This is a genomic window from uncultured Psychroserpens sp., assembly GCF_947503375.1.
In the GTDB taxonomy this organism is placed as follows: domain Bacteria; phylum Bacteroidota; class Bacteroidia; order Flavobacteriales; family Flavobacteriaceae; genus Psychroserpens.
In genome coordinates, this window is record NZ_CANNDQ010000001.1 from 348,127 (window position 1) to 374,691 (window position 26,565).

Sequence of the window (26,565 nt, forward strand, 5' to 3'; positions counted from 1 at the left end):
CTTATAACACTTAAAAATTAAAATTATTAGAATATGAAAAATCTTAGCAGATTATTTTTCGCTATGTTGCTTGTATTGAGCTTCAATGCTAATGCACAAGATGAAAACAACCCTTGGAAAATTGGTGTTGGCGTAAATGCAGTTGATCTTTATCCTGTTGGAGAAGATGCGCCATTAGGTGATTACCTTGATGAATTCTTTAACGCAAACGATCACTGGAACGTATTACCATCTCTATCAACAGTATCTGTATCTAGATACTTAAGTGAAGGTTTTACAATAACTGCTGCTGGTTCCCTTAACCAAATTGATAAAATAGGTGATTCATCAGCAGATGATTTAACTTATTATGCATTAGATGGTACAGTATCTTACAGCTTTGCAAAAATCATCAACTCTACAAAAATCGACCCTTATTTAGGTGTTGGTGGTGGTTACACTTGGGTAGATGATATCGGAGCAGGTACTTTAAATGGTACTTTAGGTTTAAACTACTGGTTTACTGACAACATAGGTGTTAATGTTCAAACAGCTTACAAGCATGCTTTTGAAGATTATCTTCCAAAACATTGGCAACACTCAGTTGGTGTAGCTGTTAAATTTGGTGGAAAAGACACTGATAGTGATGGTATTTATGACAAAAATGATGCATGTCCAGATGTTCCTGGTTTAGAAGCATTCAATGGATGTCCAGATTCAGACAATGATGGTATCGAAGATGCTAAAGATGATTGTCCAAACGAAGCTGGTTTACCTGAATTCAATGGTTGCCCTGATACTGATGGTGATGGTGTAGCTGATAAAAATGATGACTGTCCAACTGTTGCTGGTCTTAAGGCTCTTAATGGTTGTCCTGATGCTGATGCTGATGGTGTAGCTGATAACGCTGACGATTGTCCTAATGAAAAAGGTCCTGCAGCTAATAAAGGATGTCCTTGGCCAGATACTGATGGTGATGGTGTTTTAGATAAAGATGATCAATGTCCTAACGAAGCTGGTACTGTAGCTAACAATGGTTGCCCAGAAGTTAATCCTACTGTTGAAGTAATGGAAGAGTTAAACAATTACGCAAGAACTATCTTATTTGATAGTGGTAAGTCTACTTTCAAGAAAGAAACTCAACCAGTATTAGAAGCTATGACAGCTATCTTTAAAGATTATCCAAGAGCGAACTTCTCATTAGAAGGTCACACTGATAGTCAAGGTGCAAAAACGTCTAATCAACTATTATCTGAAAGAAGAGCTAATGCAGTTAGAGATTACTTAATTTCTAATGGTATCGATGCAGATCGATTAACAGCTACAGGTTTTGGTGAAGATTATCCAATTGACACTAATAAAACTTCTACAGGTAGAAAAAATAACAGACGTGTTGAAGTAAAGCTTAAAAAATAAGTTTATATCAACTCACAAATAAAGTTTAAAAAACGCTCCGACATGTCGGAGCGTTTTTTATTTTTATACTATGCAAAGCTTTATAGAAGAGGTATTGATTAATCTAAAAGAAAAGAAGGTAAACTTTTCGGAATTAACCTTCATTCTGCCAAGTAAAAGATCTGGAGTATTTTTAAAACATAGCATTAATAACGTCTTAGAAAAAACATCCTTTTCTCCAGAAATACTCTCTATTGAAGAATTCATTGAAACGCTCTCAGAACTTAAGTATGCTTCCAATACAGAATTGCTTTTTGAATTTTATGAAATATACCTAAACTTAACCCCTAAAACACAAATTGAATCTTTCGATTCATTTTCAAAATGGGCTCAGCTTCTACTTCAAGATTTTAATGAGATTGACCGTTATCTGGTAGCTCCAAACCAAGTGTTCGAGTACCTAAGCGCCATAAAAGAAATTGAACATCAGCATTGGTCTCTTGATGAACAACAAACACCTTACATAAAGAATTATTTGTCATTTTGGAAACGATTAAAAGTATATTATGCTGAACTAAACAAAGAACTTATTCATAAAAAAAAAGGATACCAAGGCCTTGTATATAGAGAAGCTGTTGAAAACCTTGAACAGTTTATCGCTTTAAACAATGATAAATCTTATGTGTTCGTAGGGTTTAATGCGCTTAACAAAGCGGAAGAAATTATAATTCAAGAATTCTTAGAACAAGATATTGCTTCAATTTATTGGGATATTGATCATTTGTTTTTTTCAAATCCAATTCACGATGCTGGATTATTTCTCAGGTCACACCGTTCGAAATGGCATTATTTCAAAAAACATGATTTTAATTGGATAACTAAAAATTATGCTTCAAAAAAAAATATTAACTGTTTTGGTGTACCAAAAAACATTGGGCAAATAAAATATGTTGGTGAACTTCTGAAGACTATTAAAAAAAACAAGCGTTCATTACAAAGCACTGCTATAGTATTAGGCGAAGAGTCATTACTGCTTCCTCTTTTAAACTCGATTCCAAAAGATACAGGTCCAATAAATATTACTATGGGGTTGCCGTTGCGCAGTATCCCCTTAGCCTCTCTCTTTGAAACACTATTCAAAATACATAAATCACCATCCAATACCTATTATTATAAAGATATTATACTGTTTTTATCAAATCAATTCATAAAACCACTATTTGTCAATGATGGCCTAGATGTTTCAGATGAGATCATCAGCACTATTCAACAAAACAATAAAACTTACTTGACTTTAGATGAGTTACTACAATTATCTAAAACAAAATGTGAAATTATTGAATTGATGTTCGGTTCATGGGAAAACAGTTCAAAAATAGCCCTAAAACAATGTTCAAAACTTATCTTAATAATAAAAAACAATTTAGATCAACACAAACAGGACAACCTTTTAGGTCTTGAGTATTTGTATAGGTTCAATATCATATTTAATGAATTATTAGCTCTTACAGAAACATATACTCACATAACGAATATCACAACATTGTATGGTCTTTTTAAAGAATTATTAAAAAATGAGACACTAGATTTTAAAGGCGAACCCTTAAAAGGACTTCAAATTATGGGAATGCTTGAGTCACGAGTATTAGATTTTGAAACAGTTATAATTACCTCTGTTAATGAAGGGATACTTCCTGCTGGGAAAAGTAATAACTCATTTATTCCTTTTGATGTAAAGTTACAAAACGAGATGCCTACCTATAAAGAAAAAGACGCCGTTTATACCTACCATTTTTATAGATTATTACAACGTGCAAAAAACATATATATTCTTTACAATACAGAACCCGATGTTTTAAATGGTGGAGAAAAAAGTCGCTTTATAACACAATTAGAAATAGAAAAAACCCACATTATAAATCGTTATCATATTGCGCCTGTTGTTCCAGAATATGAAACCACAACTTCAGAAATAGAAAAAACAAATGAAGTAACCCACAGAATAAAGTCTCTTGCTAAATCTGGCTTTTCACCATCGTCATTAACCAACTATGTAAGGAATCCTATTGCATTTTACTATGAAAAAGTATTAGGTGTCAAGCAATTTGAAGATGTAGAAGAAAGCATTGCCTTAAATACCTTAGGGACTGTAATTCATAATACACTTGAAGATTTTTATAAACCACTTGAGGGTAATTGGCTTACCTTAGATGATATAGATGTAATGCACTCAAAAATTGATACTACTGTACTTAAGCATTTCGAAGTTGAATATAAACAAGGCGATATTACTAGAGGGAAAAACCTCATCATTTTTGAAATTTCTAAACGTTACATCTTTAATTTTCTGAACCTAGAAGCTAAAGCATTGCGAGAAGAAAATACCATTAAGATTATTGCTATTGAAACCGAAGATAAAATTCCAATTACAATTGAGGGCTTTAATTTTCCTATAAATATTACAGGTAAAGTAGACCGCGTTGATGAATACAATGGTAATCTCAGAATTATTGACTACAAAAGTGGGCGTGTGGAACAAAGCAAAGTAGAAGTAGTAGATTGGGAAGACCTCACTTCAGACTATGATAAATACAGTAAAAGTTTTCAAGTTTTGACGTATGTCTATATGATGTTTAAAAGCAATAAAATTTCATTACCAGTAGAAGCAGGTATAATTTCATTTAAAAATTTAAGTTCTGGATTTATAAAGTTTGCAAAAAAAGACACTCAAAGGGCAAGAGCAAAAGACCATTTGATAACTAAATCTACTTTAGATGCTTTTGAAGTAGAATTAAAAAAACTTATTTCAGAAATCTGTGATCCAAAAATTAATTTCATTGAGAAAGACATTTAGTCAATGATCCTTAAGAACCATATATTATATCGCAAAACAAAAAAACCAATAGTTTGGGATGCTTTCTTTAAAAACAATCAAAGCAATAAGCCAATAGTAATTTTTTGCCATGGCTATAAAGGCTTTAAAGATTGGGGCGCATGGGATTTAGTAGCGAAAAGATGTAGCGATGAAAATTTGTTTTTTATCAAATTCAATTTTTCTCATAATGGCGGAACTGTTGAAAACCCAATAGACTTTCCAGATCTCGAAGCTTTTGCAGAAAACAATTATACCAAAGAGCTTGATGATCTTGATGCCATATTAAACCACATTCTAGCAGATGATTTTCAATACCGAAACGAAATCGATACAACCAATATAACATTAATCGGACATTCTCGAGGAGGTGGTATCTCTATTATTAAAGCTTCAGAAGACCAACGCATTACCAAACTTGTGACTTGGTCAAGCATATGTGATTTTGGCAAACGCTCAGCAACTACAGGAGACTTAGAGCAATGGAAAAAGCATGGTGTGAAGTATGTTTTGAATGGAAGAACGAAACAACAAATGCCTCATAATTTTCAATTCTACAAAAACTTTAAAGCCAATGAAACCCGTTTAGATATTGAATCGGCTATAAAGCGTTTACATGTTCCTATACTAATTATACATGGAGATAATGATACCTCCGTAAAGATCAATGAAGCTAATGCATTAAATGAATGGAATCCAAAAAGCCAACTAGAAATTATTAAAGGAGCAAACCATGTCTTTAATACTAAACATCCTTGGGTTGAAAAAAATCTATCAAAAGAAATGATGGTTGTTATTGATAAAACAGTTCCGTTTTTGACATAATTTCCATATGAAAAGATCAATTTAAACAGTTGGTTTATTAGCTTTTATTTCCAGTAATATTGTATCGGTAAATAATTTCAAAAATGATTATAAATGGAGCCACAAAAGGTTAAGCATAAAATCTAGAAAAAGTTTTATGCTTAGAGATCATATGGCACATGACAATCTGAATGTTAATTTATACAAAGTCCTGGATAATATGACTAATTATTTTAGTTTTAAGGTTTATAAAGCTTTGCTAAAATAACAATTATCCTCTTTTCAGAAAAATATTTAAAAATACGAGTGACATAAGTTTTTAAATAGACATAAGCAAAATAGATTTCAATGTTTTTGAACTTATATTCTGTTTTTTGTTCAAGGTTTAGAATTGTTTTAAAAAAGTTATTTTACTAATAAACTGTTGGTTCTGTATAATTGGATCAAATTGGTCTGTTTGAATATCGTTAAACACCAGATAGATGAATGATAATGGCATGTACTCCCAACTCAATCGTAAATTCCAACGCCCTTGCTCATTAAAACTATTAAATTGATAAAAGCTATTGAATTGTATTCTCGGATTTAATGCGAGTCTCAATTCAGCCGAATACAAATCCGTTTCCAAGTTTTCATTTTGTAATCCAAGGCTATTTATATTATTATGTTCATAAATTGCTGTAAATGAAACATTAGGTAATGGTGCATACCTCAAACTTCCAGCTAAAGTATTTCTTGTTCCGTTATAAAAATTACCAAAGTTGAATCTCGTACCTACAGAGAATTTCTTAGACTGATCTGTATTGTACCTAAGTAAATATCTGGTATAGCGATAGTTTCCTTGTTCAATATTTATACCCAAAGGGGAAAAATTAAAATTGATATTCTGCCAAGTTGGAGTTAATGATGTTTCAAAAAAACTATTGTCTTTAAACCATACGTATATTGGGAAAAGATAAATACTCGCTTGCTGAAAATTACTTAGGCTACTTGCGTCATGATTATAATTAACAAACATACCTGGATCCCATCTTCTAATCCAATCTATTCTTTTTGGTCTCCAAATGTAGTATCCGCCAGGATTATGCCTAATGACATTATTCTGCCTTACAAAGCCTACCCTCGGATTATAGTCTGAATCAGTATATTCTGTTACCCATCCATAGTAGTATTTATTAGTGGCTTTTCCTGCAAATATTCTTCCGGCAAAACCAGTTTCTCCAGATAATTCATCAATTGAACTAGATAATAGGTATTGAATATCCCATTCGCTGGTTGGTCGTATTTGACCATCTATAGTTACCGTTGTATTATTATTGTTTTCTAAATTCAAATCATCAGAACTATCATCTAATCGATGAGTAACCATAACCCCTATATTGTTTTCACGTCCATAATTTTTGAGATATCTTAGAATTCCAAAGTTTGCTCCAGCTGAATTCTTAGTTTCACGTTGGCGAACAAAAAGTCCAGCTATCGCATTTTTTTCCGTTCGTTGTGTAAAACGAGCGCCAACATCTATTGGAGAAGGTGTGGCATTAAACTCTCCTTGAAGACCTATTCGCCTACTAAAAAAAGGACGAATAGATTGTTGTAATCCGCCTGCCCAAATACCAGAATTCTCAAGAAAAAATTGCCTTCGTTCTGGAAAAAAAATATTGAAACGCTCAAGGTTGTTAACTGCCCTATCTACATCTGCTTGAGCAAAATCAGTGTTTACCGTTAAGTCTAATACTGTTTTTGGGTTTATTGCCCACTTTACATCAACACCTGCCTTAGGTTCACTCGATTTATTCTTTATGTCATCTCCCTCCTTATTCTCATCATATTGGTAGAGTGTATAAGGCTCTATCCTGATATTTGTTGATGGTGGAGGAGCTTTTATACCGGTTAGTTTTGCCGCATAGGTCATACGATAAGGTGTAAACGATTGTGGTATTGCTGGGAATGTAGATACTTCAATGTCTCTTCGAGCATACCTTACAAGTGTGAAACCAAATTCAACAGCTTCTCCTTTTTCAGGAAGATTGTAACGCAGTGATTTAAATGGTATGGCCATTTCTATATAATAACCATCATCTGCTCTTTTAGTTCTCACTCTCCAAAGTGTATTCCAGCTTGTATCAAAGTTGTTGCCATTAAAATTTTGAAAATCTCTTTGATTACCAAATGGAGTCGTTTGAAATCCTTGGGCATATTGTTTTAAGTTTTGAGGATCTAATGCTATTCCAAAGATGTCATTTTCACCCCAACTAAAATCTCTACGAAGGTCTTGAATTCGAACTCCTTTAGCACCAATAGAATCTTTACATAATGCACCAATATAGAGGTTTTCATCATCGTATAAAAAACGCACTTCAGTTGTATAGCGTATTTTTCCGCCCTGTCTTGGTTCTCTTCTAAAGAAATCATTTATAATTTTCGTTTTTTGCCAATCGTTTTCATCAAGATTCCCATCAAGTTTGATTTCACCTTTAGCTTTTACAACTTCAACTTCTATTTGAATGTCTGGTGGTGGAAAATTATCTGTTTCCTTTTCTTGTGCTTTACTACTTATTGAAAATAGCGATAATAGTAATACTATATATATTGATTTCATGGTTTAACTAATTAATTCGATTTGATGTTTATTCGGTGTTAATACCAAAAACAATATCAAACTGCTTATAATTATCAACCAAAAAGTTTTACTATACGTATTTACTGAAGCATATCTATATCTAAACTCTGGAAGGTTTTTATAATCACTTTTTTTGAATTTCTCACCTTTAAATAACATCGGTTTAAAAAAGTTTCGCCATTCTTTTGAAAATATGATACTTTGACGCTTAAAGTTTTGATAATCTCCTGTTGAAGTGCCAGCAATTTGATTTAAGGAATTTTGAACAATCAAAGCAGGTGAGAACCAACTTGATGCATTTACCAATTTGTGTTGGTTATTTATTTGTGATTCAAATTCTGATAGCAATGGCTTTAATTCATCTTGGATCAATTGTTGAGTTGCCATATATTTTTGATAAAACCCTCTAGCTTGTTTACTATCATTCGTAGCATACTCCGGATGATTTCTTAAAAAATTATCTAAAATCTCATCTTGTTTCTTTATCGCTTCTGATTTAATTGAACGCATTTCATTTAGCATCAACGTTCTTGACGGAATGGGATACAATGTATTGCTTATTTGATTTATTAATGTAGGAGATAGTAAAACAAACAGAATCCAAAACCCTATTAATGTAATGGCATTTTTGGCAGAACTTCTAATCCATATATTAGTTGCAAAAGCCAATACAAACCAGAATAAAGTGTATGCAATAATGATTGATAATAGAGTTATAAAAGACATCCAATTTGTTTTGATGTCAAAGTCAAAAATTATAAATACTAACGAAAGTGTTATGATAATGACCATCACTAACCAAAAAAAGCGCAAACCTAATTTTTGTAAAACCCAAACTCTAATATTAATAGGCTGGGATGCTAGTAACTTTAAAGAGCCTCTTTCTCGTTCAGACGCCAATATATTGAATGAAAACGCTATGATAAGAAGTGGTAATAGGTAAACGATGACAAATGTTAAATCAAAGCTTCCAAATAACAATTGTGTTGGACTGGTCATTTCCTTAAAGTTCATTGTTGAGTCCTCACCAGTAACAATAGGTTGTACATAATGTGCAAACAAATCAGACTGTCCTGTAGATATAAAAGCTGTTGATTTTGGTGGCATATTCACTACTCTAGGTAATAGATTTCCTGTTACTACAGGATTAGTAGGCATCATCCATCGAGATATATTCAGTTCATGGCCTGCCTCTAATGAATCGAGTTGAGACAGTATTTCCCTCTCTTTGATTTGTAATTCATTTATAGCTGAGGTTAAATTAGATGTTCTCATCTTAACTTTTTGAGTGCCATTATAAGCAGCAAAGCCAAAAAGAATGAACAGTAATATGGTCAATACTTGAATCCATCGGTTGCGAATCAAAAGCAACCATTCATATTTAAAATTATACTTTAACATTTTTAAGTGATTTAGTTGTTAAAAATAGTACTGCGAAAGAACCTAGTAACCAACACAATAGTATGAGGATATTACCAGTATTACGCTTTAAGATTTCAGATAGTGTAGGTGGCTTGTAATTGAATTTTGGTAGTTGTTTCCAAAAGTCTGCATTGGCTTTCCAAGACCAATCGCCATATTTAGATTCTTTTGCGAAATGCTCATTGAGAAACTTTTGGGTTTCAATCCTATAATTTTCAGCAGCATCAGCAAAATGCCAATGCGTTGTATAATCTGTATTAGCAATTGACATGCTTAAAAAGCGAGTGGGCAAAAAAGGTGAAATAGAAGCTAATTGTCTGTAAATTCTTGATTGATTTGAATGCTGTATTTTTAATTTTTTATAGTGTTTAAAATAAATTTCTGCTTCATGTTCTTCGCCTTTCTGCATTCTATACCCATCATAATTGAAAGGTAATTGACTTAAACTATCCACACCATACTCTTTTAAGACTTGTTTCGCAAGAGCTTTAGATGCTTCACTCCAAGGGTTATGACCATCTAGTCCTTCTTTTTTATCCTTTGTAATATTTGCTGCAAACTCTTGTTTTGTAGGATATGGGTGTTTGTATTCAGCAATATTACTAGCTGTTTTAGGGAGTATTAAACACACTAAAATCCAGAAACTTAATGATAATACTAATGCGATTCCAGATTTTTTTACCAATCCAGAAATTATCAATACTAAATTGATAAATATGGCATAATAGACTACATAAGTTAGGAATAATATTGCTAGGGATAACCAGCTGAAAATGCCGAAATCTGGTAAACTAGATAATATGATTCCACTTACTGTAAAGAGTACAAATAGCAACACAAATAATGGCAGAAATATAGCTAACCATTTCCCAAAAATAAGCTTAAAACCAATCGCACCCTGACTATTAAGTAGTGTGATGGTTCCCATTTCCTTTTCTTTTGTTAAGCTATTGTAAGCAATAAGTATAATGAGCAAAGGAATAATAAACATCAAAACAAAATCGGGTGTTAAATTTCCAAATCTTGCTAATCCTGTTTGGTCAGAAGCTTCGTCAAATTGGGCTTCATTTCGCTTGTGCGCTTCTAAAAAAATAGATGTTCCAGTGTATTTATCTACACCTTGGTCTATGAGAGCTAATGGGTATTTAGGTTTAAAAGCGTATGTGCCATAATGTGCAGCAGAATGAGGGTTCTTTTCGCCTTGGTTATCCCAAATCTCTCGTTCCGATTGCTTTGCAAACACATATTCCTCATTGATGTCTTTGTAGTGCCAAGCACTTATAAAAACTGCTGTAATTGTAAGAGTGATGACAAAGATGAATGCGATTCTAATTCGACCCTCCCTAAACAGTTCTTTACTTTCTTTTTTAAGTGTATTAAGTATCATAGCTCGATGGTATTATAAGACATAGTTTCTAGGTAATTTTTCTCTAAATCTGATAGTGAAATATCATCAACATGCCATTGCTGTTTTAATTGACCATCTTTCATAATACCTATAGTTGTTGCAACCTCTTTCGCTCTAAATAAATCATGTGTAGCCATGAGTGTTGCAACACCTTTTTGTCTTAATTTTTGCAATAGCTTGCCAAACTCAAAACTTGCTTTTGGGTCTAATCCAGAGGTTGGTTCATCCAAGAGCAAAACTTTAGCATCTTTTGCTAGTGCTATTGCAACACCTACTTTTTGACGCATTCCTTTAGAATATTTCGATACAGGTTTGTAGAAAGCAGATTCTTGAAGTCCAGCTTCAGTTAATATCGATTGCAAGGTTTTTTTATTGAAACTTTTATTTGCGATTCCTGAAAAATAATCCAGATTTTCAATGGCATTCAGGCTTGGATATAGCATCAAATTTTCTGGTATATACGCTAAATATTGCTTAGTTAATTTGGAATGCTCTACAACGTCTAACTTATTTATAAAGGCTCTACCTGAAGTAGGTTTCAAGAAGCCTAACAAAAGATTAATTGTAGTTGTTTTTCCTGCTCCATTTGCGCCTAATAGGCAATAAATTTCACCTTCTTTGACTTCTAAGTTAAGGGCATCTAAAGCGGTTAAACCACCATAAGATTTGGTAAGATTATTAGTAAGTATCATAATGTTCTGTATTAAATTGATTATTTAGCATTTCTATGTACTGAAACCGTACAAAAGGAATACCATTAAAATGAATTATAAAATGTAGTGATGACTTAATTCGATTATAGTTAATCCTTGTGATTTACTTATAGATTAATTGAAATAAATACAAATAGTCTTAATACAGTAGGTAGCCATTTAACTTAGGCGATACTCCATTAAGAATAGAAAAAGTCATCAAAACTATAGAACAGGTGGAGGCTTATTAAAAAAGAAGACGTAATGATGTTCTCTAAATTGAGGGGTTTTGTATAGCAAAGTCAAAGGCTTTGGTAATACATTTATCTTAATTACATCACTCGGATAGAAATGTGAATGACCATTGAAAGCTTTGGTCTTGTTTGAGTCAACGATTAAGATACATTGCTCACAATCGTTAATATCATCATGTGAAAAGGCATGTGAAAGTGAGTGTGCTACTCCAATCTTTAAAAACATAAAGATTAAAAGAAGTAAAATACTTTTTACACTATGAGATATATTATGACTCATCACTCAAAGCTAAAAAAAATAGTCTAAAAATTATGTTAATATTACATTTATAGGATTTTATATATAAAAGGCAACCTATAAATCACACTCTAAAATTGTAGAAATTTATAACAGTGTAAAATATTTACGATTAGTAATGTGTAAGATGGTATTTGACCTTTTATAGTTAACTATGGTTTATTTTTAATGTTTTCAGTTCGTATTAGTGATGAAGAAAATCTTCTATATGACATTTCTTTAGCATATTCAGGCAATTTTTTGATGATGAAGATGATTTTATTATTTACAGAATATAATATTTATAATTAATAAACTCAAATTAAAAACCAACCATGAAGTTCATGGTTGGCTTGCTATTAATCAAATATTGTTAGGGCAGAAAATGGTACTTGATTAATTAAATATCTATTTAGTTTTTCTCAAAGATGAGCATATCTGTTCCGCCATTTCCTCCACTTACATCGATAAGTTCGATTCTGGTAGATGTAGTCATTACCACATCCCAATCGTCATTGAGATCTTCAAAATCATTACTCTCTGGTACTGGAAAGAAAATATTGAAGTCAATGTCATCATCATTACTACTACTATTGCTATCATCTGTAACAGACCATGTTCCCTCCATAGTATTAGCACCATTTGTCGCAACCAAAGAGCCATCAGCATTAAAGCTGAAATCATAACCATTGAAATTGGAAGTTTCGTTTTGACCAGAATCATTAAAATTGGCAACTCGCCATGTTCCAGATTGAGCAGTATTGACTATTTCTGCAATTTGTTGACTATTATTATTTGAGTTCCCATCGTCATCATCGCTTGAACACATAGATGACATTAAGGAAAAACTTAACATTAACAACAATCCGAGATTAAATACTTTTTTCATAATTACCTGTTTTTAAATACGTTTTGGGTTATAGTTTTTGAAGGGTTAATGTATCTGTTCCTCCACCACCTCCGCTCACATCTTGAATAACCACTTGGTTGTTTGAAACTGAAATCACATCCCAGTCATCATCATTAAATTCTTCAAACGGTAAGTCTGTTCCAAAGTTTAGTGTCATTTGATTACCTGCACTTATCACAGACCAAGTCCCATTATTAGTATTAGACCCATTAGAAGCTGTAACTGTTCCATCCATGATAAAATCTAACTCATAACCTGCATAATCAGAAGTTTGGTCATCGGCATCTTCTGTATAAGATGCTACTATCCATAAACCATCTGTTAATATAGCTTCTAAGTCATCATTTCCATTGCCTCCATCAAAAGGGGTGCGCTCAAAGGTTAAGAAATCTTCAGAGCCATCACCTCCACTAATATCTTTCAACCTAATAATATCATTTGTTACTTCAAGAACATCCCAATCGTCTGCTAATTCATCTAAAGGAATACCAGTTCCAAAGTTTAGGTTTAATCCAAGTTCTGTATCATCTCCTGATGTTGTTGACCATGATCCACTAGTAGTTCCACTCATGTCAGTTGCTGTTGCAGTATTGTCTGAAGCAAAATTGAAAACATAATCTTCAAAATCGGCTGTTTCGTCTGTGTCATCAAAGAAGTAAGTGATATACCAATCACCACTAGTTAGAGCATTTACTAAAGCTGTATCATCAATATTACCGTTAGATTGACAATCACTTTCAAAACGTAACCTATCGTCACCTAACCTCAAATCTACTTTTACCTCACCTGGCTCTTGTTCTATTTCATGAAGGTTCCAAGTATCATTAAAATCTGTTAAACCTGTCACGTTTATTGTGACTGAAATATTACTACCTGTGCCAGATGCTACCCAAGTACCATTGAATGTATTTGAACCTTGAGTGACCAAAATTGTCCCATCGTTATTAAACTCAAATTCATATCCTACATAGTTGTCTTCTAAGTCATTATCACTACGTTCTAATTTGTCTACTGTCCATTCTGAGCAATCTGCAAAAACAGTATCTAGGTCATTTGTTGTACAGTTATCACAATCATCATCATCAAAATCATTATCATCATCTTCATCACAACTATCATCAGCTGCTTCGATAGCATTTTCCAATTCTTGAATAGTATTCATAATTTGTGTTGTGCCATCAGAAAAAATCACCGTAATTGGAAAATTAATCGTAACTGCTGCAAAGTCATCTAAATCGTCAACAAAATCATACATATCATTGTCATTATTAATAACTATTGAATTGATTAGATCATTGTTTTCATTAAAAATAGATGCGGTTATTGGATATTGAAAATCAATACATTCTATATCATCATCATTTTCATTTTCCCCAACACAATTAACTGTGAGTGCTGCTAATTCTGAATCAGAGTTGACTAGAACAGTTGTAAAATCGACAAGAATTACAGTTATAGGGTACGAAATGACTACAGAGTCGACATCATCATCAAACAAGTCAATAATATCTTCGATGTCCTCATAACCGTCTTCATCGTTAATTTCAAGTTCAATTCCATTAACTGTCACTGTCACTGGAAGCTGAACACTTAAACAACTAGCATTATCTATAATGTTATCATTTGAACCATCATTAGATGCGGTTCTTTGCATTAAAATTGATACTGTTGAATTGGCTTCGATAGTTTCTTCTGCTGGTGGATCTATTGCTAGATCGTCTTCTGTTCTACAAGAAGTCATGGTGAGTAAAACACCTATAACTAGTAGTAAGATTGGTTGTAATGTTTTCATAATGAAATGGATTTATTTTAAAGTTTATGTTCGTTTTGCTGTAAGCCTCTATATTGCCTCTTTATTCTTAAAACAACTCATTAAAAAATTGTCCCAAGAAATTTTTTAAAATTTTCGATTTATTTTAAACTCTAGCATTTTTAAATCAAAAATTAGAGATTTCAAACTATTGTATCTTTCATTTGCTTGTCTATATTTATAGACATTAACAGCATTGTAGTCTTTTTCAAGTAATAGCTCAAGTGCTATTATCTTCTTCTTACATTGAATAATTCGTCTCTTTTCATCAGTGAGATGGTCTCGATAAACTTCGTTGTTCTATTTATAAAAGAACTTAACATACTATTGTAGATTATAAATTTTAACGCTTAATTTGTTAGTGATTAAGCATCATAACTCTTTATAATATTTAAACAACTATATTTGATATTGTCCCAATTAAATTAAAATAATTTAAAGCAAAAAAATTAGTCATGTCAGGATCTCTTTATAAAGACATATGTGATAAGTTTCGCTTTTCAAAACTTTACGAGAAGTATGCCCAATCATTGAGCAACATTCTATTTTACAAGTACGGAGAACTATTAAATCCTGCGGATAAAGTTCAAGAAGCCTTTATAAAACTATGGGAGAACTGTGCCAAAATTACACCTGAAGCTGCTAAATCTTATTTGTATACTACAGCAAATAATATGATGCTTAATGAAGTTAAGCATCAAAAAGTGGTTTTAAAACATCGACAAATAAAACCAAAGGATTATACCAATGAATCTCCTGAATTTATTTTACGAAAAAAAGAATTTTTAAAACGGTTTGAACAGGTACTATCACAATTAAAAGAAGAAGAACGAGTTGCTTTTTTATTAAACAAGGTAAATGGTAAAACACATAAAGAAGTTGCAGAAATTTTAGGCATCACAAAAAAGGTAGCTGAACACCGAATCTATGCAGCTTTTAACAAGCTAAAAAATGAGCTAGAAGAGCTCAATCGAAAATAATTCTGGGACAATTATAATTTAAGTTGTTTTAAATATATAACCGTATGTTATGGATAAAGAGCATTTAGTAAAAAAATGGTTAAATAATGATCTCTCTAACAGAGAGTCAAAGGCTTTCAATGCGTTGGAAGATGCTGACTTGTATAAGGAAATTATTGAAGAGGCTCAACGATTCAATGGTAATGCAAATGCAAAAGTTGAGTCTTTTGAAACATTAGATAAGAGGTTAGGTTCCAAAAAAAGTAAGTCTACAAATTGGATAAGAGTCGTTTCTAGTTTAGCTGCTGTTCTTGTTATTAGTATTGCTTTATTTACATTGGTAAATAAAGGTCAAACACGTTCGTTTAAGACCGATTTAGCTCAAAGCGAGATCATTACCCTACCCGATAACTCAATCGTTAATCTAAATGAGTTATCAGAAATAGAATATGATAGTTCAAATTGGAGCGAGCAAAGATCATTAAATTTAAATGGTGAAGCTTTTTTTGACGTCGAAAAAGGAAAGCGTTTTGAAGTATATACAGACTTTGGAAAAGTAAGTGTTCTTGGTACAGCGTTTAATGTCTTTTCTAGAGACAGTGTTTTTAGAGTCTCATGTTATGAAGGTCTTGTACAAGTAATGTGTAATGGTAAAAAAGTTAAACTACCAGCTGGTACAGAGTTTAAATTAGCATCAGGACAAAGTTCAACATCAAGTATAGTAATCACTGAACCATACTGGCTTAAAAACATGAGTGTTTTTGAAAATGCTGCTTTCATAGACGTTATTAACGAGCTTGAAAAACACTATAATATTAAAGTACAATATCCATCTGAAATAAATGCAAACTTCACAGGTGCTTTTGAACACGAAAATCTTGAAAATGCCCTAAAATCTATCACAAGCCCCCTTAACTTGACCTATATAGTACAAAATTCTAACCAGGTCATTATAAGGAATGGACAGCACTAGATTTTACATATTTCTATTTGTGTGTTTCTTTTCACTATTCAAATCTAAAGGACAAAATTCAGAACAAAAAATTCCTGTTTCTGAAGTACTTGAGCAAATTACAAAAGCACATTCTATTACCTTTAATTACGAAAGCAGCCTTTTAAAAAACATAACTGTAATACCTGTGTCACGAGATTTGAGCTTAACTGCGAAGATTAAGAATATTGAAAAGCAAACTAATCTGGTATTTGAGAAGATAAGCAATTTAGTGTATACCATTTCCAAAACGATAAAGTTGTGTGGCTACATTAAAGATTCTGAATCGCAACAACCACTTATGGGTGCAACTATTACAAGTAAGCTTGCTTATGCAATAACTGATGAGAATGGTCATTTTGAAATTGAATCAAGGTCCTTAAGCGAATTATTAACTATAAGACATATCGGATTCAAGACCATTGAACGCCAAATAAAATATTTCAATTTAGATGACTGTGCAACAATAACGATGCTCGTTCAACAAGAAGTCATTACATCTGTACTCATTGAAACGTACCTAGTAAGAGGTATTGATAGAAGACAAGATTGGGCTACATCTATCGACTACAAGCGGTTTAGCCTTTTACCAGGACTTATTGAATCTGACGTACTTCAAACCGTCCAAGCATTACCAAGCATTTTGAGTGTTGATGAAACCGTTTCGAATATCAACATTCGAGGTGGTTCTCACGACCAAAATTTGATTTTATGGGATGATATTAAAATGTATCAAACAGGACATTTTTTTGGTCTTATATCTAGCTTTAATCCTATGATGACTCAAACTGCGAGTGTCATTACTAATGGTTCAGATGTGTCATTAACAGATGGGATTTCTGGGACCATTCACATGCAAAGTGATAAACAAATTGACTCAAAATTTAATGGTGTTTTTGGTCTTAATTTTTTGAATGCAGAGTTATTTGCAAACATTCCTATAGGCCATAAATCTTCACTACAAATAGCATCTAGAAAGTCTTTAAATGATTTTGTTAGAACACCAACCTATGATGTCTATTTTGATAGAGTAACCCAAGATACAGAAGCTGAAAACAATGCATCTAATGTTACCAATTCTAATCAAGAATTTAACTTTTACGATACCTCGTTAAGGTGGTTATATAAACCAACAGATAAAGACTTCATTAGATTAAACTTCATCTTAATAAATAACAATTTAGGCTTTAATGAAACTGTTAATATCGGTAGTAATTCTAGAACTAGACGTAGCAATATTTCTCAAAACAGCCTTGGTATTGGACTTAATTATAAAAGACAATGGAGTGATAAGCTATCTTCAACCATCAATATTTACGATACAGAATATAAACTCGAAGCTCTTAATGCAGACGTGTTGAGTAATCAGTTACAATTACAAGAAAATATTGTTTCGGAAACCAGCGTCTTATTAAACAACCTATATGAACAAAACCAATGGCGTTTTAATCTTGGATATCAGTTTACCGAAACCGAAGTCATTAACTTAAATGACATTGACTTACCTCGATTTGTGAGACGTGATGAAGAAATATTAAGAGCGCATAGCGCTTTTGGTCAGGCTTGGTACAAAAATCCTAATAATGACTTTTCTATTAGAGGCGGAGTTAGAGCAAATTACCTAACTCGGTTTGAAAAGTTGATTATTGAACCTAGATTGAGTGTTAGAAAGTCTATTGGAGAGTATATTGAAATTGAAGCCCAAGGTGAGTTTAAGCATCAAAGTACATCACAGATCGTCAATTTTCAAAATGACTTCTTGGGTATTGAAAAAAGACGTTGGCAATTAACAGATAATGATAGTATCCCACTCATACGAAGTAAGCAAGGGTCTTTTGGCGTTACCTATAAAAATAGTGGTTGGTTATTAGATGCTAAAGGTTATTATAAAACAGTAGAAGGGATAACAACCCAAAGTCAAAGCTTCACAACTAAATACGAGTTTTCTAAGGGAAAAGGCAGTTACGATGCCTATGGTTTTGAGTTTTTATGCAGAAAGAAATTTAGTAATTTCAACAGTTGGTTGAGTTATTCTTATATAAATAATACTTATACTTTTGAAGCACTGGAAGATATTGAGTTTCCAAGCAATTTTGATATTACCCATTCTGTTACCCTAGGAACAACATTCAGTAATAAATTGTGGAATATTTCCGCAGGATTAAACTACAGAAAAGGAAAACCTACTTCAGTTCCTTTAAATGGCAATGAAATTCTTGATGAGAATGTTAATTTTGATGATGCCAACAATGAACGATTATTAGACTATTTAAGAATTGATGCTTCTGCAATTTATAAATTTAAAATAAGTAACACTCTTAGATCAGAGATTGGAGCGTCTATCTGGAACATATCAAATAGAGAAAATGCTATTAACAACTATTACAGAATTAGTGAAAATGATACTGTAAATACCTTTTCAAGATCATCTTTAGGTTTAACGACCAATGCTGTATTCCGCATATACTTTTAATTGAAAAAGTGTTTTTACATAAAGCTCAACACCATACTACACCGTCATGAAAATAAAAAAAGCTTCACATTGCTGTGAAACCTTACTATTAAGTGGAGAAGATGGGACTCGAACCCACGACCTCTTGACTGCCAGTCAAGCACTCTAGCCAGCTGAGCTACATCCCCTTTTATTTTAATCCGCTCAATACTAAAACAGGTAAATTACTATTAAAGTCTTTTTTAAGAATGGTGTTGTTTTCCCATTTCTTTACAAAAAATCCACGTTTACGTCTTACAACACATAACAAATCTGGATTGTTTTCTTTATAGTGTTCTAAAACACCTTGATAGGTAGTAGCGTTTTCGCTATAGGTTTTGTTGGTGATCAAACTGGATAAGTCATCGTTAAGCTCAAAATCACCTTCATTATGAAATGGTGTTTTTACTAAAAGTATATTTACAACAGACTTGAATTGATTTTTAATAGACTTCAATGGTGTTAAAGCGTCTTCCTTTTTTATGATTGCAGATTTCACTGCTAATAATATTTTTACAATAGGTTTGTATGCATAACCCTCGGGAATGATCAATGCAGGAATATTAGTTTGCTTAACAATTTTTCCTGATGTTTTCCCTAAATAAACTTCATCTTTAATTGAAGTTGTTCTTGGCTCTAAAATAATCAAATCAACATCTAATGCTTCACATGCAAGTTCTATGGTATCAACTAGTTTTCCTTTAAATGTCTTTACAATAACTTCAACGCCTCTTTTATCTACTTTTTCTACATGACCTTTTAAAAACTCTAAACTCTCACGCTTTAAAATATGATCTACTTTTAACATCGTTCCTGCTTTAGTGTAAACATTATAAACTTGAACCACGTAAAGTTTTGCACCAAAAGCTTTGGCAAAATCAACGGCGTATTGCAAATGGCTAACAGCATTTTTCGAGGAACCAACTGGAACTAAAATAGACTTCATAATCAAATATTTAAAAGTAACTTTGTATAAATATTTGGCAAAGGTAACTATTAAAATGATACGTAAAGCAACTCTGGATGATATCAATAAAATTATGGAAATCACTAAAGCCTGTGGAAAACACATGATCGCTAACGGTATTTTCCAATGGAATGACTCCTACCCAAATAAGACCGCTTTTGAAACTGATGTACAACGAAGCGAATTATATGTATTAGATATTGAGGATTGTGTGAGAGGTTGCATTGTTATTTCAACGTTTATGGACGATGTATATAAGCCAGTAAAATGGTTAACAACAAATCAAAATAATATATACATTCACCGTTTAGCAGTACATCCTAAATACCAAGGGCAAGGTCATGCAAAACAACTCATGGACTATGCTGAAGAATTTGCAAAAACCAATACTTTTATATCTATTAGGTTAGATACATTTTCACAAAACAAACGAAATCAAAAATTTTATGAACTAAGAGGATATCAAGTACTAGAAAATATCTATTTTCCAAAGCAAAGTGAACATCCTTTCTATTGTTATGAACTAATGCTTTGAGTACAGATATCTCTTTAAAACAAATTAATAAGCTAGCTATTCCTGCTTTAATTGCAGGTGTTGCAGAACCTATTTTATCATTAACAGATACTGCGGTTATAGGTAATATAGATTATCATGCAGCAGAGTCTTTAGCTGCTGTTGGTATAGTTGGTACATTCATTTCAATGCTTATTTGGGTATTTGGACAGACCAGAAGTGGTATTTCATCTATTGTTTCTCAACATCTAGGCGCCAATAAACTAAACCACGTTAAAAATCTTCCTGCTCAAGCCATTTTTATTATTACTTTAATAAGTGTTTTAATTATCATTATAACTCTTCCTTTCGCTTCACAGATTTTCAAACTTTATAATGCTTCAAATCTTATATTAGATTATAGTGTAGATTATTACAAAATTCGAGTTTTTGGTTTTCCATTTACCCTTTTTACTATTGCTATATTTGGAACGTTTAGAGGTTTACAAAACACATTTTACCCAATGATCATTGCTATAATTGGTACTATAGTCAATATTGTTTTAGATGTTATTTTGGTCTATGGAATTGACGATATTATTGACCCTATGCATATCAAAGGTGCTGCTTATGCAAGCGTCGTAGCTCAAATTGTAATGGCTTTATGCTCGGCTTACTTTCTATTAAAGAAAACTGATATTTCATTACGTATTACGTTTCCTTTTAACAAAGAGATCAAGAATTTTATTCTAATGGTGCTTAACTTATTTGTTAGAACGTTAGCTCTAAACATCACATTATATTTCGCAACACGTTTTGCTACATCTTATGGCACAGATTACATCGCTGCATATACTATAGCTATTAATCTTTGGTTTTTAGGCGCTTTTATAATAGATGGCTATGCTAGCGCTGGAAATATTTTGTCTGGGAAATTATTAGGTGCAAGAGACTATAAAGGACTTATAGAATTAAGTAATAAACTCATTAAATATGGAATTATTTGCGGAATTATTTTAGCCTTTTTAGGCGCCTTATTCTACTATCCGATTGGGAAGATTTTCACGCGAGAACTCAATGTTCTGGATCAATTTCAAAACATCTTTTGGATGGTTCTTGCCATGCAGCCTTTATGCGCCTTGGCCTTTATTTTTGATGGCATGTTTAAAGGCATGGGTAAAATGAAATTTTTAAGGAATTTATTACTCTTATCAACAGGTTTAGTTTTTCTTCCTATTCTCTTTTTATTAGATCATTATAACCTGAAATTATATGCCATATTTGCCGCCCTGACCCTATGGATTGTTGCAAGAGGTTTTCCGCTTATCATAAAATTCAGACAACTATTTTTATCACTTTCGCAAAAGACGTAACTTTGACCAATAATTGACATTAAAAAATTATCATTATGGACGTTATGTCATTTTTAAGCGGAAGCGGGTTATTTCTTATCCTAGGAATTGTATTAGTTGTTGTATATTTCGTTAATCGTAATAAAAGACGCTAATGAGCAATATTCGTATTACTAAACAGTTTTCTTTTGAAACAGGTCACGCCTTATATGGTTATGATGGAAAATGTAAAAACGTACATGGTCACAGCTATCGCCTAGATGTCACTGTTATTGGGCAACCTATATCAGATAACGCCAACGTGAAATTTGGAATGGTTATCGATTTTGGCGACCTTAAAAAAATAGTTAAAGAAGAAATTGTAAATGTGTTTGATCATGCTACTGTTTTTAATAAAAACACACCTCATGTCGAGCTGGCTAAAGAGTTAAAAGATAGAGGGCATAATGTGTTATTAGTTAATTACCAACCTACCAGTGAGATGATGGTAATTGATTTTGCAGAAAAAATAAAAAAACGCCTGCCAAATACGATCAAATTACATTCTTTAAAACTTCAAGAAACAGCAACCTCCTACGCTCAGTGGTATGCTTCAGATAATGACTAATCCAAAACACATAAAAATTCCTGATGGAAAGCAAATTTATTTTGCATCAGACAATCATTTGGGTGCGCCAACTAAAAACATGTCTTTTCCTAGAGAAAAGAAATTTGTAGCTTGGTTAGATGAGGTCAAAAAAGATGCTGCTGCAATATTCTTGTTAGGCGATTTATTTGATTTTTGGTTTGAGTATAAAACGGTTGTTCCCAAAGGTTTTACCAGAACCCTCGGAAAGCTTGCCGAAATTAGCGATTCTGGTATTCCTATTTATTACTTTGTTGGTAATCATGATCTATGGATGAATGGCTATTTTGAAGAAGAACTCAATATTCCAGTATATCATAAGCCCAAGGAATTTGTTTTCAATAACACTTCTTTTTTCATAGGCCATGGCGATGGTTTAGGCCCTCATGACAAGGGATACAAACGCATGAAAAAGATATTTACCAATCCGCTTTTCAAATGGTTGTTTAAATGGCTACACCCTGATCTTGGGATGCGCATTGCACAATACATGTCTGTAAAAAATAAGCTCATCTCAGGTGAAGAAGATGCTAAGTTCTTAGGTGAAGACAATGAATGGCTGGTTCAATACTCAAAGAAGAAATTATTAGATAAGCATAGGGATTATTTCGTGTTTGGGCATCGTCATTTACCAATGGAAATTGAACTTGAAAATCACTCTAAGTATGTTAACCTAGGCGACTGGATTCAGTATTACACGTATGGTGTTTTTGATGGAAAATCATTAGCTCTTAAAACCTTCAATTAATTTAGACGTAGCTCTTAAAGCCATAATATTCAAAAATAATCAAGATTCATTTTTGTGATCCTCCATATCTTTTGTTAGGTCTAATTTAGGAAATGATGGTAGAACAACACCAGTCATGAGCACAGTATATAGCGTCATTGAACCTCCAAACACTACAGCATTAACAGTTCCCATGAGTTTAGCAGTTAGCCCGCTTTCAAAAGCACCTAGTTCGTTAGAAGACCCTACAAACATAGAGTTAACTGAAGACACACGTCCTCTCATATGATCTGGTGTTTTTAACTGAAGAATGGTTTGCCTTATTACCATAGAAACACCATCAAAAACACCACTAAAGAATAACGCCGTAACCGAGATCCAAAACACAGAAGATAGTCCAAAGGCTATAATACTTAAACCAAATCCAAAAACAGCAAAGAGCAACTTTGCTCCTGCTTTTTTAACAATAGGAATATAAGCCGTCACTAACATGGTTAGAAATGAGCCAACATTTGGAGCTGCAACTAAAATCCCAAAACCTTTTGACCCTACTTGTAAAATATCTTCAGCAAAAACGGCCGCCAAGGCTATAGCACCTCCAAATAATACGGAAACCATATCCAAGGTCAAAGCACCCAAAATTGCTTTAGTTTTAAAGACAAAATTCACACCTTCCTTTAGGCTTTGTTTTATGGGTTCTCCTATATTAGGGTTTAGAATTGGTTTTTTCTTTATTTGAAATAACATAATCAATGAAAATATAACGAGTCCAAATACAATACAAAGTGACCAATGTACTCCCATTTGATCATTTTCGCCTAACCAGCTGATGGAAAAACCTGCAAAAGCGACACCTAAAACTCGAGCCATCTGCCAAGTTGAACTGTTCCATGTTGCAGCATTAGGATAAGCTTTTTTAGGGACAATTAATGCAACTAACGAAAAGATTGAAGGACCGAAAAATGAGCGTAAAAGTCCGCCAAAAAACACAAAAGCATATATAGAATACAAGATTTTTTTCATAGGCCATGTATCTGCAACTTCTTGAGAAGTAATCCAAAATAACCCAAAGCTTATCAATGAAAATGCTGCAATACATAAGGCTAGTAAATTCCGCTTTTCTTTTTGATCAACAATATGGCCAGCGAAAAGTGCCATTCCTAAAGCAGGAATAATTTCCATTAAACCTATTAAACCAATGTATAACGGGTCATTAGTTAAGGCATAAACTTGCCATTCAATGATTATGAACTGCATAGACCAAGCAAAAACTAAAGCAAAACGGACTAATATGAAAATGTTAAATTCTCTATAGCGAAGTGCCTCGTATGGATCCTTTTTTGACATTTCTTAGTCTTTTATATCTCTAATTTTCAATTGTAAACTTACAACTCCTTGCCAATGATTTTCATCAATAGAGTATACAGCATTAAATTGTTTATAGTCTTTAATAAAGTGTAATTTATCTCCTAAATTAAATCCAATACCTGTTATTTTTTGATTGTTTTGAGTAACTGTTATACGTAAATGCTTGTCGTCTTCACCAACACATTTCCCATAACCGGTATCTTTCAAATGTTCGGTCATAAAAACAGGTGTCATATTTCCAGGTCCAAATGGCGCAAACTGACGAAGAACTCTGTAAAATCTTGGTGTAATGGTACTCAATTCTATTTTAGTGTCTACTTTTATTTCAGGTGTTAATAAGCTACGGTCAATAGTTTTCGAAACCTCATCTTCGAAAGCTTGTTTAAAGGCAACATAGTTTTCTTCTTTAAGTGTTAAACCTGCTGCATATTTATGACCACCAAACTGCTCAATATAATCACTACATGCTTCTAAAGCGTTATACACATCAAAACCTTTGACAGATCTTGCTGAAGCAGCTAATTCGCCATCTCCACTTTTAGTGAACACTAGCGTTGGTCTATAATAAGTTTCTATTAATCTTGAAGCAACAATACCTATAACACCTTTATGCCATGAGTCTTGATATACTACTGTAGTTAGGCATTCTTCTTCTTTGTTATCTATAATTTGAGCTAAAGCTTCTTTAGTGATTTTTTGATCTGCTTCTTTTCGTTCTAGATTATACGTATTAATGTCTATAGCATATCTCGTGGCAAGGTTAAAATCGGTTTCAGTTAATAACGTCACAGCGTGATTACCATGTTTCATTCGACCTGCAGCGTTGATGCGAGGTGCAATTATAAAGACTACATCTGTAATTGTTAGTTCTTCTTTTTTTACTTCTGCTATAATAGCTTTGATTCCTGGTCTCGGGTTTGAATTGATTACTTGTAATCCAAAATAGGCTAATACTCGATTTTCATTTGTTATCGGAACAATATCTGCTCCAATAGCTGTTGCTACAAGATCTAAATATTCTACTAGGTCTTCAGCTGTTTTTCCTTCTTTTGATGCCAAAGCTTGAATTAACTTAAACCCAACTCCACATCCACAAAGTTCTTTATATGGATAACTACAATCTTCTCGCTTAGGATCTAATATAGCAATAGCTTTTGGTAGTTGGTTTCCTGGTCTATGGTGATCACAGATAATAAAATCAATTCCTTTTTTAGATGCATAGTCGACTTTTTCAATTGCTTTTATACCACAATCTAAAGCAATAATTAAAGAAAACTCATTGTCACTGGCAAAATCTATTCCTTTATACGAAATCCCATAACCTTCTTCATAACGATCTGGAATGTAAGTGGCTATTCTGTCAGATTTTGTTCTTAAGTATGACGATAATAGTGCTACAGAGGCAGTTCCATCAACATCGTAATCTCCATACACTAAAATATTTTCATTCTGAAGAAGTGCCATTTCGATACGCTCAACAGCTTTATGCATATCTTTCATTGAAAACGGATCGTGCAAATCGTCTAAACTTGGTCTAAAGAATTTCTTAGCAGTCTCATAGGTTTCGATGCCTCTTTGCACCAATAGAGTTGCAACTGTAGCATCTACTTGAATTGCTTTTTGTAGATTTTCAACAATCTTGTAATCAGGTTTTGGTTTTAAAGTCCAACGCATGTACTAATATAGAAAATTTTCGCTATATGTTATGATAGTAAATGGAGGTTTTTACATCAGCAAATCGTCTAAACATTTCCATAACACCACAATATTTTTCAATAGAAAGGTCGACTGCTTTCTTTATTTTTTCTTCATCTAAATGATCTCCATAAAAATGATATTCAACCGCTACTGTATGGTAATACTTTGGATGTTCTACAGTCAATTCTCCATAAGTATCTATTCTAAAATCAGAAAAAGAAACTTTCATTTTTTTAAGAATAGACACGACATCTAATCCAGAGCAACCCGCTAGAGACGATAGCATCATAGCTTTTGGTGCTAATCCAGAATTATAACCACCATTTTCTGGCGATGTATCCATGAGCAATGTTTTTCCACTCGGATTATCAGAATCGAATTGTAAGTTTCCTTTCCAATGTGTGACTACTTTATGAGACATATCTAAAGAATTTTTCGTTTCTTGTTAACT

Annotated in this window: 21 protein-coding genes and 1 tRNA gene; 10 read left to right on the forward strand and 12 right to left on the reverse strand. The window is 32.8% G+C overall.

Features of this window, described 5'->3' with window-relative positions; genetic code table 11:
- Nucleotides 1–33 precede the first annotated feature (33 nt).
- From Q0876_RS01505 to Q0876_RS01515, 3 genes are all read left to right on the forward strand, one after another.
- On the forward strand, nucleotides 34–1,395 hold the full coding sequence (locus tag Q0876_RS01505) for an OmpA family protein (protein ID WP_299223316.1): 1,362 nt from the start codon (nucleotides 34–36) through the stop codon (nucleotides 1,393–1,395).
- 70 nt (nucleotides 1,396–1,465) lie between these two features.
- Nucleotides 1,466–4,228 carry a PD-(D/E)XK nuclease family protein gene (locus Q0876_RS01510; RefSeq protein ID WP_299223318.1) on the forward strand — a complete coding sequence of 921 codons (2,763 nt, stop codon included), beginning with the start codon at nucleotides 1,466–1,468 and terminating at the stop codon, nucleotides 4,226–4,228.
- 3 nt (nucleotides 4,229–4,231) lie between these two features.
- Nucleotides 4,232–5,071, forward strand: a complete 840-nt coding sequence (locus Q0876_RS01515; protein ID WP_299223320.1) for an alpha/beta hydrolase — start codon at nucleotides 4,232–4,234, stop codon at nucleotides 5,069–5,071.
- Between the two features lie 364 nt (nucleotides 5,072–5,435).
- On the opposite strand, the gene Q0876_RS01520 is transcribed toward Q0876_RS01515, so the two are convergent.
- The 7 genes from Q0876_RS01520 to Q0876_RS01550 all read right to left on the reverse strand — a co-directional run bounded on the left by Q0876_RS01520 (nucleotide 5,436) and on the right by Q0876_RS01550 (nucleotide 14,425).
- Nucleotides 5,436–7,649, reverse strand: coding sequence for a DUF5916 domain-containing protein (locus Q0876_RS01520; RefSeq protein WP_299223322.1), 2,214 nt, complete (start codon nucleotides 7,647–7,649; stop codon nucleotides 5,436–5,438).
- A gap of 3 nt (nucleotides 7,650–7,652) precedes the next feature.
- A complete protein-coding gene (locus tag Q0876_RS01525) occupies nucleotides 7,653–9,071 on the reverse strand; it encodes a DUF3526 domain-containing protein (RefSeq protein ID WP_299223324.1) in 1,419 nt (472 codons plus the stop codon).
- Nucleotides 9,058–10,479 carry a DUF3526 domain-containing protein gene (locus Q0876_RS01530; RefSeq protein ID WP_299223326.1) on the reverse strand — a complete coding sequence of 474 codons (1,422 nt, stop codon included), beginning with the start codon at nucleotides 10,477–10,479 and terminating at the stop codon, nucleotides 9,058–9,060. The genes Q0876_RS01525 and Q0876_RS01530 overlap by 14 nt, the downstream gene beginning before the upstream one ends.
- The gene (locus tag Q0876_RS01535) at nucleotides 10,476–11,192 is read right to left on the reverse strand and encodes an ABC transporter ATP-binding protein (RefSeq protein ID WP_299223328.1); all 717 of its coding nucleotides are present in this window, start codon (nucleotides 11,190–11,192) and stop codon (nucleotides 10,476–10,478) included. Before Q0876_RS01535 ends, Q0876_RS01530 begins: the two co-directional genes overlap by 4 nt.
- 225 nt (nucleotides 11,193–11,417) lie before the next feature.
- Nucleotides 11,418–11,726 carry a hypothetical protein gene (locus Q0876_RS01540; RefSeq protein ID WP_299223330.1) on the reverse strand — a complete coding sequence of 103 codons (309 nt, stop codon included), beginning with the start codon at nucleotides 11,724–11,726 and terminating at the stop codon, nucleotides 11,418–11,420.
- A gap of 409 nt (nucleotides 11,727–12,135) precedes the next feature.
- Nucleotides 12,136–12,612, reverse strand: coding sequence for a hypothetical protein (locus Q0876_RS01545; RefSeq protein ID WP_299223332.1), 477 nt, complete (start codon nucleotides 12,610–12,612; stop codon nucleotides 12,136–12,138).
- A gap of 28 nt (nucleotides 12,613–12,640) precedes the next feature.
- Complete coding sequence (locus Q0876_RS01550; protein WP_299223334.1) at nucleotides 12,641–14,425, reverse strand: hypothetical protein; 1,785 nt, start codon at nucleotides 14,423–14,425, stop codon at nucleotides 12,641–12,643.
- 473 nt (nucleotides 14,426–14,898) lie between these two features.
- Here Q0876_RS01550 and Q0876_RS01555 point away from each other — a divergent pair, with 473 nt between their 5' ends.
- Genes Q0876_RS01555 through Q0876_RS01565 form a run of 3 tightly spaced genes read left to right on the forward strand, consistent with a single transcriptional unit; the run spans nucleotide 14,899 to nucleotide 18,866 of the window.
- Nucleotides 14,899–15,423 (forward strand): sigma-70 family RNA polymerase sigma factor, encoded by a 525-nt coding sequence (locus tag Q0876_RS01555; RefSeq protein WP_299223336.1) that lies wholly within the window; start codon nucleotides 14,899–14,901, stop codon nucleotides 15,421–15,423.
- Between the two features lie 49 nt (nucleotides 15,424–15,472).
- Entirely contained in the window at nucleotides 15,473–16,375 is a 903-nt protein-coding gene (locus Q0876_RS01560; protein WP_299223338.1) for a FecR family protein, read from the forward strand.
- Complete coding sequence (locus Q0876_RS01565; protein WP_299223340.1) at nucleotides 16,362–18,866, forward strand: TonB-dependent receptor; 2,505 nt, start codon at nucleotides 16,362–16,364, stop codon at nucleotides 18,864–18,866. The genes Q0876_RS01560 and Q0876_RS01565 overlap by 14 nt, the downstream gene beginning before the upstream one ends.
- A gap of 93 nt (nucleotides 18,867–18,959) precedes the next feature.
- On the opposite strand, the gene Q0876_RS01570 is transcribed toward Q0876_RS01565, so the two are convergent.
- Both Q0876_RS01570 and Q0876_RS01575 read right to left on the reverse strand, forming a co-directional pair.
- Nucleotides 18,960–19,033: transfer RNA gene (locus Q0876_RS01570), tRNA-Ala, on the reverse strand.
- 2 nt (nucleotides 19,034–19,035) lie between these two features.
- Entirely contained in the window at nucleotides 19,036–19,830 is a 795-nt protein-coding gene (locus Q0876_RS01575; protein ID WP_299223342.1) for a universal stress protein, read from the reverse strand.
- A 55-nt stretch (nucleotides 19,831–19,885) separates the two neighbouring features.
- Between Q0876_RS01575 and Q0876_RS01580 the strand changes: the two genes are divergently transcribed.
- The 4 genes from Q0876_RS01580 (at nucleotide 19,886) to Q0876_RS01595 (ending at nucleotide 23,069) form a co-directional block, all read left to right on the forward strand.
- On the forward strand, nucleotides 19,886–20,386 hold the full coding sequence (locus tag Q0876_RS01580) for a GNAT family N-acetyltransferase (protein WP_299223344.1): 501 nt from the start codon (nucleotides 19,886–19,888) through the stop codon (nucleotides 20,384–20,386).
- Nucleotides 20,383–21,717, forward strand: a complete 1,335-nt coding sequence (locus Q0876_RS01585; RefSeq protein ID WP_299223346.1) for an MATE family efflux transporter — start codon at nucleotides 20,383–20,385, stop codon at nucleotides 21,715–21,717. Before Q0876_RS01580 ends, Q0876_RS01585 begins: the two co-directional genes overlap by 4 nt.
- 133 nt (nucleotides 21,718–21,850) lie before the next feature.
- Nucleotides 21,851–22,303 carry a 6-carboxytetrahydropterin synthase gene (locus Q0876_RS01590; RefSeq protein WP_299223348.1) on the forward strand — a complete coding sequence of 151 codons (453 nt, stop codon included), beginning with the start codon at nucleotides 21,851–21,853 and terminating at the stop codon, nucleotides 22,301–22,303.
- Nucleotides 22,304–22,313: 10 nt separating this feature from the next.
- Nucleotides 22,314–23,069 carry a UDP-2,3-diacylglucosamine diphosphatase gene (locus Q0876_RS01595; protein WP_299223952.1) on the forward strand — a complete coding sequence of 252 codons (756 nt, stop codon included), beginning with the start codon at nucleotides 22,314–22,316 and terminating at the stop codon, nucleotides 23,067–23,069.
- 39 nt (nucleotides 23,070–23,108) lie between these two features.
- On the opposite strand, the gene Q0876_RS01600 is transcribed toward Q0876_RS01595, so the two are convergent.
- The 3 genes from Q0876_RS01600 to Q0876_RS01610 are packed head-to-tail and all read right to left on the reverse strand — an operon-like array spanning nucleotide 23,109 to nucleotide 26,535.
- A complete protein-coding gene (locus Q0876_RS01600) occupies nucleotides 23,109–24,395 on the reverse strand; it encodes an MFS transporter (protein ID WP_299223350.1) in 1,287 nt (428 codons plus the stop codon).
- 3 nt (nucleotides 24,396–24,398) lie between these two features.
- The gene (gene recJ, locus Q0876_RS01605; protein ID WP_299223352.1) at nucleotides 24,399–26,090 is read right to left on the reverse strand and encodes a single-stranded-DNA-specific exonuclease RecJ; all 1,692 of its coding nucleotides are present in this window, start codon (nucleotides 26,088–26,090) and stop codon (nucleotides 24,399–24,401) included.
- Nucleotides 26,091–26,112: 22 nt separating this feature from the next.
- Nucleotides 26,113–26,535, reverse strand: a complete 423-nt coding sequence (locus tag Q0876_RS01610; RefSeq protein ID WP_299223354.1) for an OsmC family protein — start codon at nucleotides 26,533–26,535, stop codon at nucleotides 26,113–26,115.
- Nucleotides 26,536–26,565: the final 30 nt, after the last annotated feature.

Excerpts from the sequence above, each read along its gene's own strand:
- Q0876_RS01505 (WP_299223316.1), top strand. The coding sequence starts at position 34 with ATGAAAAATCTTAGCAGATTATTTTTCGCTATGTTGCTTGTATTGAGC.
- Q0876_RS01510 (WP_299223318.1), top strand. The coding sequence starts at position 1,466 with ATGCAAAGCTTTATAGAAGAGGTATTGATTAATCTAAAAGAAAAGAAG.
- Q0876_RS01515 (WP_299223320.1), top strand. The coding sequence starts at position 4,232 with ATGATCCTTAAGAACCATATATTATATCGCAAAACAAAAAAACCAATA.
- Q0876_RS01520 (WP_299223322.1), bottom strand. The coding sequence starts at position 7,649 with ATGAAATCAATATATATAGTATTACTATTATCGCTATTTTCAATAAGT.
- Q0876_RS01525 (WP_299223324.1), bottom strand. The coding sequence starts at position 9,071 with ATGTTAAAGTATAATTTTAAATATGAATGGTTGCTTTTGATTCGCAAC.
- Q0876_RS01530 (WP_299223326.1), bottom strand. The coding sequence starts at position 10,479 with ATGATACTTAATACACTTAAAAAAGAAAGTAAAGAACTGTTTAGGGAG.
- Q0876_RS01535 (WP_299223328.1), bottom strand. The coding sequence starts at position 11,192 with ATGATACTTACTAATAATCTTACCAAATCTTATGGTGGTTTAACCGCT.
- Q0876_RS01540 (WP_299223330.1), bottom strand. The coding sequence starts at position 11,726 with ATGAGTCATAATATATCTCATAGTGTAAAAAGTATTTTACTTCTTTTA.
- Q0876_RS01545 (WP_299223332.1), bottom strand. The coding sequence starts at position 12,612 with ATGAAAAAAGTATTTAATCTCGGATTGTTGTTAATGTTAAGTTTTTCC.
- Q0876_RS01550 (WP_299223334.1), bottom strand. The coding sequence starts at position 14,425 with ATGAAAACATTACAACCAATCTTACTACTAGTTATAGGTGTTTTACTC.
- Q0876_RS01555 (WP_299223336.1), top strand. The coding sequence starts at position 14,899 with ATGTCAGGATCTCTTTATAAAGACATATGTGATAAGTTTCGCTTTTCA.
- Q0876_RS01560 (WP_299223338.1), top strand. The coding sequence starts at position 15,473 with ATGGATAAAGAGCATTTAGTAAAAAAATGGTTAAATAATGATCTCTCT.
- Q0876_RS01565 (WP_299223340.1), top strand. The coding sequence starts at position 16,362 with ATGGACAGCACTAGATTTTACATATTTCTATTTGTGTGTTTCTTTTCA.
- Q0876_RS01575 (WP_299223342.1), bottom strand. The coding sequence starts at position 19,830 with ATGAAGTCTATTTTAGTTCCAGTTGGTTCCTCGAAAAATGCTGTTAGC.
- Q0876_RS01580 (WP_299223344.1), top strand. The coding sequence starts at position 19,886 with ATGATACGTAAAGCAACTCTGGATGATATCAATAAAATTATGGAAATC.
- Q0876_RS01590 (WP_299223348.1), top strand. The coding sequence starts at position 21,851 with ATGAGCAATATTCGTATTACTAAACAGTTTTCTTTTGAAACAGGTCAC.
- Q0876_RS01600 (WP_299223350.1), bottom strand. The coding sequence starts at position 24,395 with ATGTCAAAAAAGGATCCATACGAGGCACTTCGCTATAGAGAATTTAAC.
- recJ (WP_299223352.1), bottom strand. The coding sequence starts at position 26,090 with ATGCGTTGGACTTTAAAACCAAAACCTGATTACAAGATTGTTGAAAAT.
- Q0876_RS01610 (WP_299223354.1), bottom strand. The coding sequence starts at position 26,535 with ATGTCTCATAAAGTAGTCACACATTGGAAAGGAAACTTACAATTCGAT.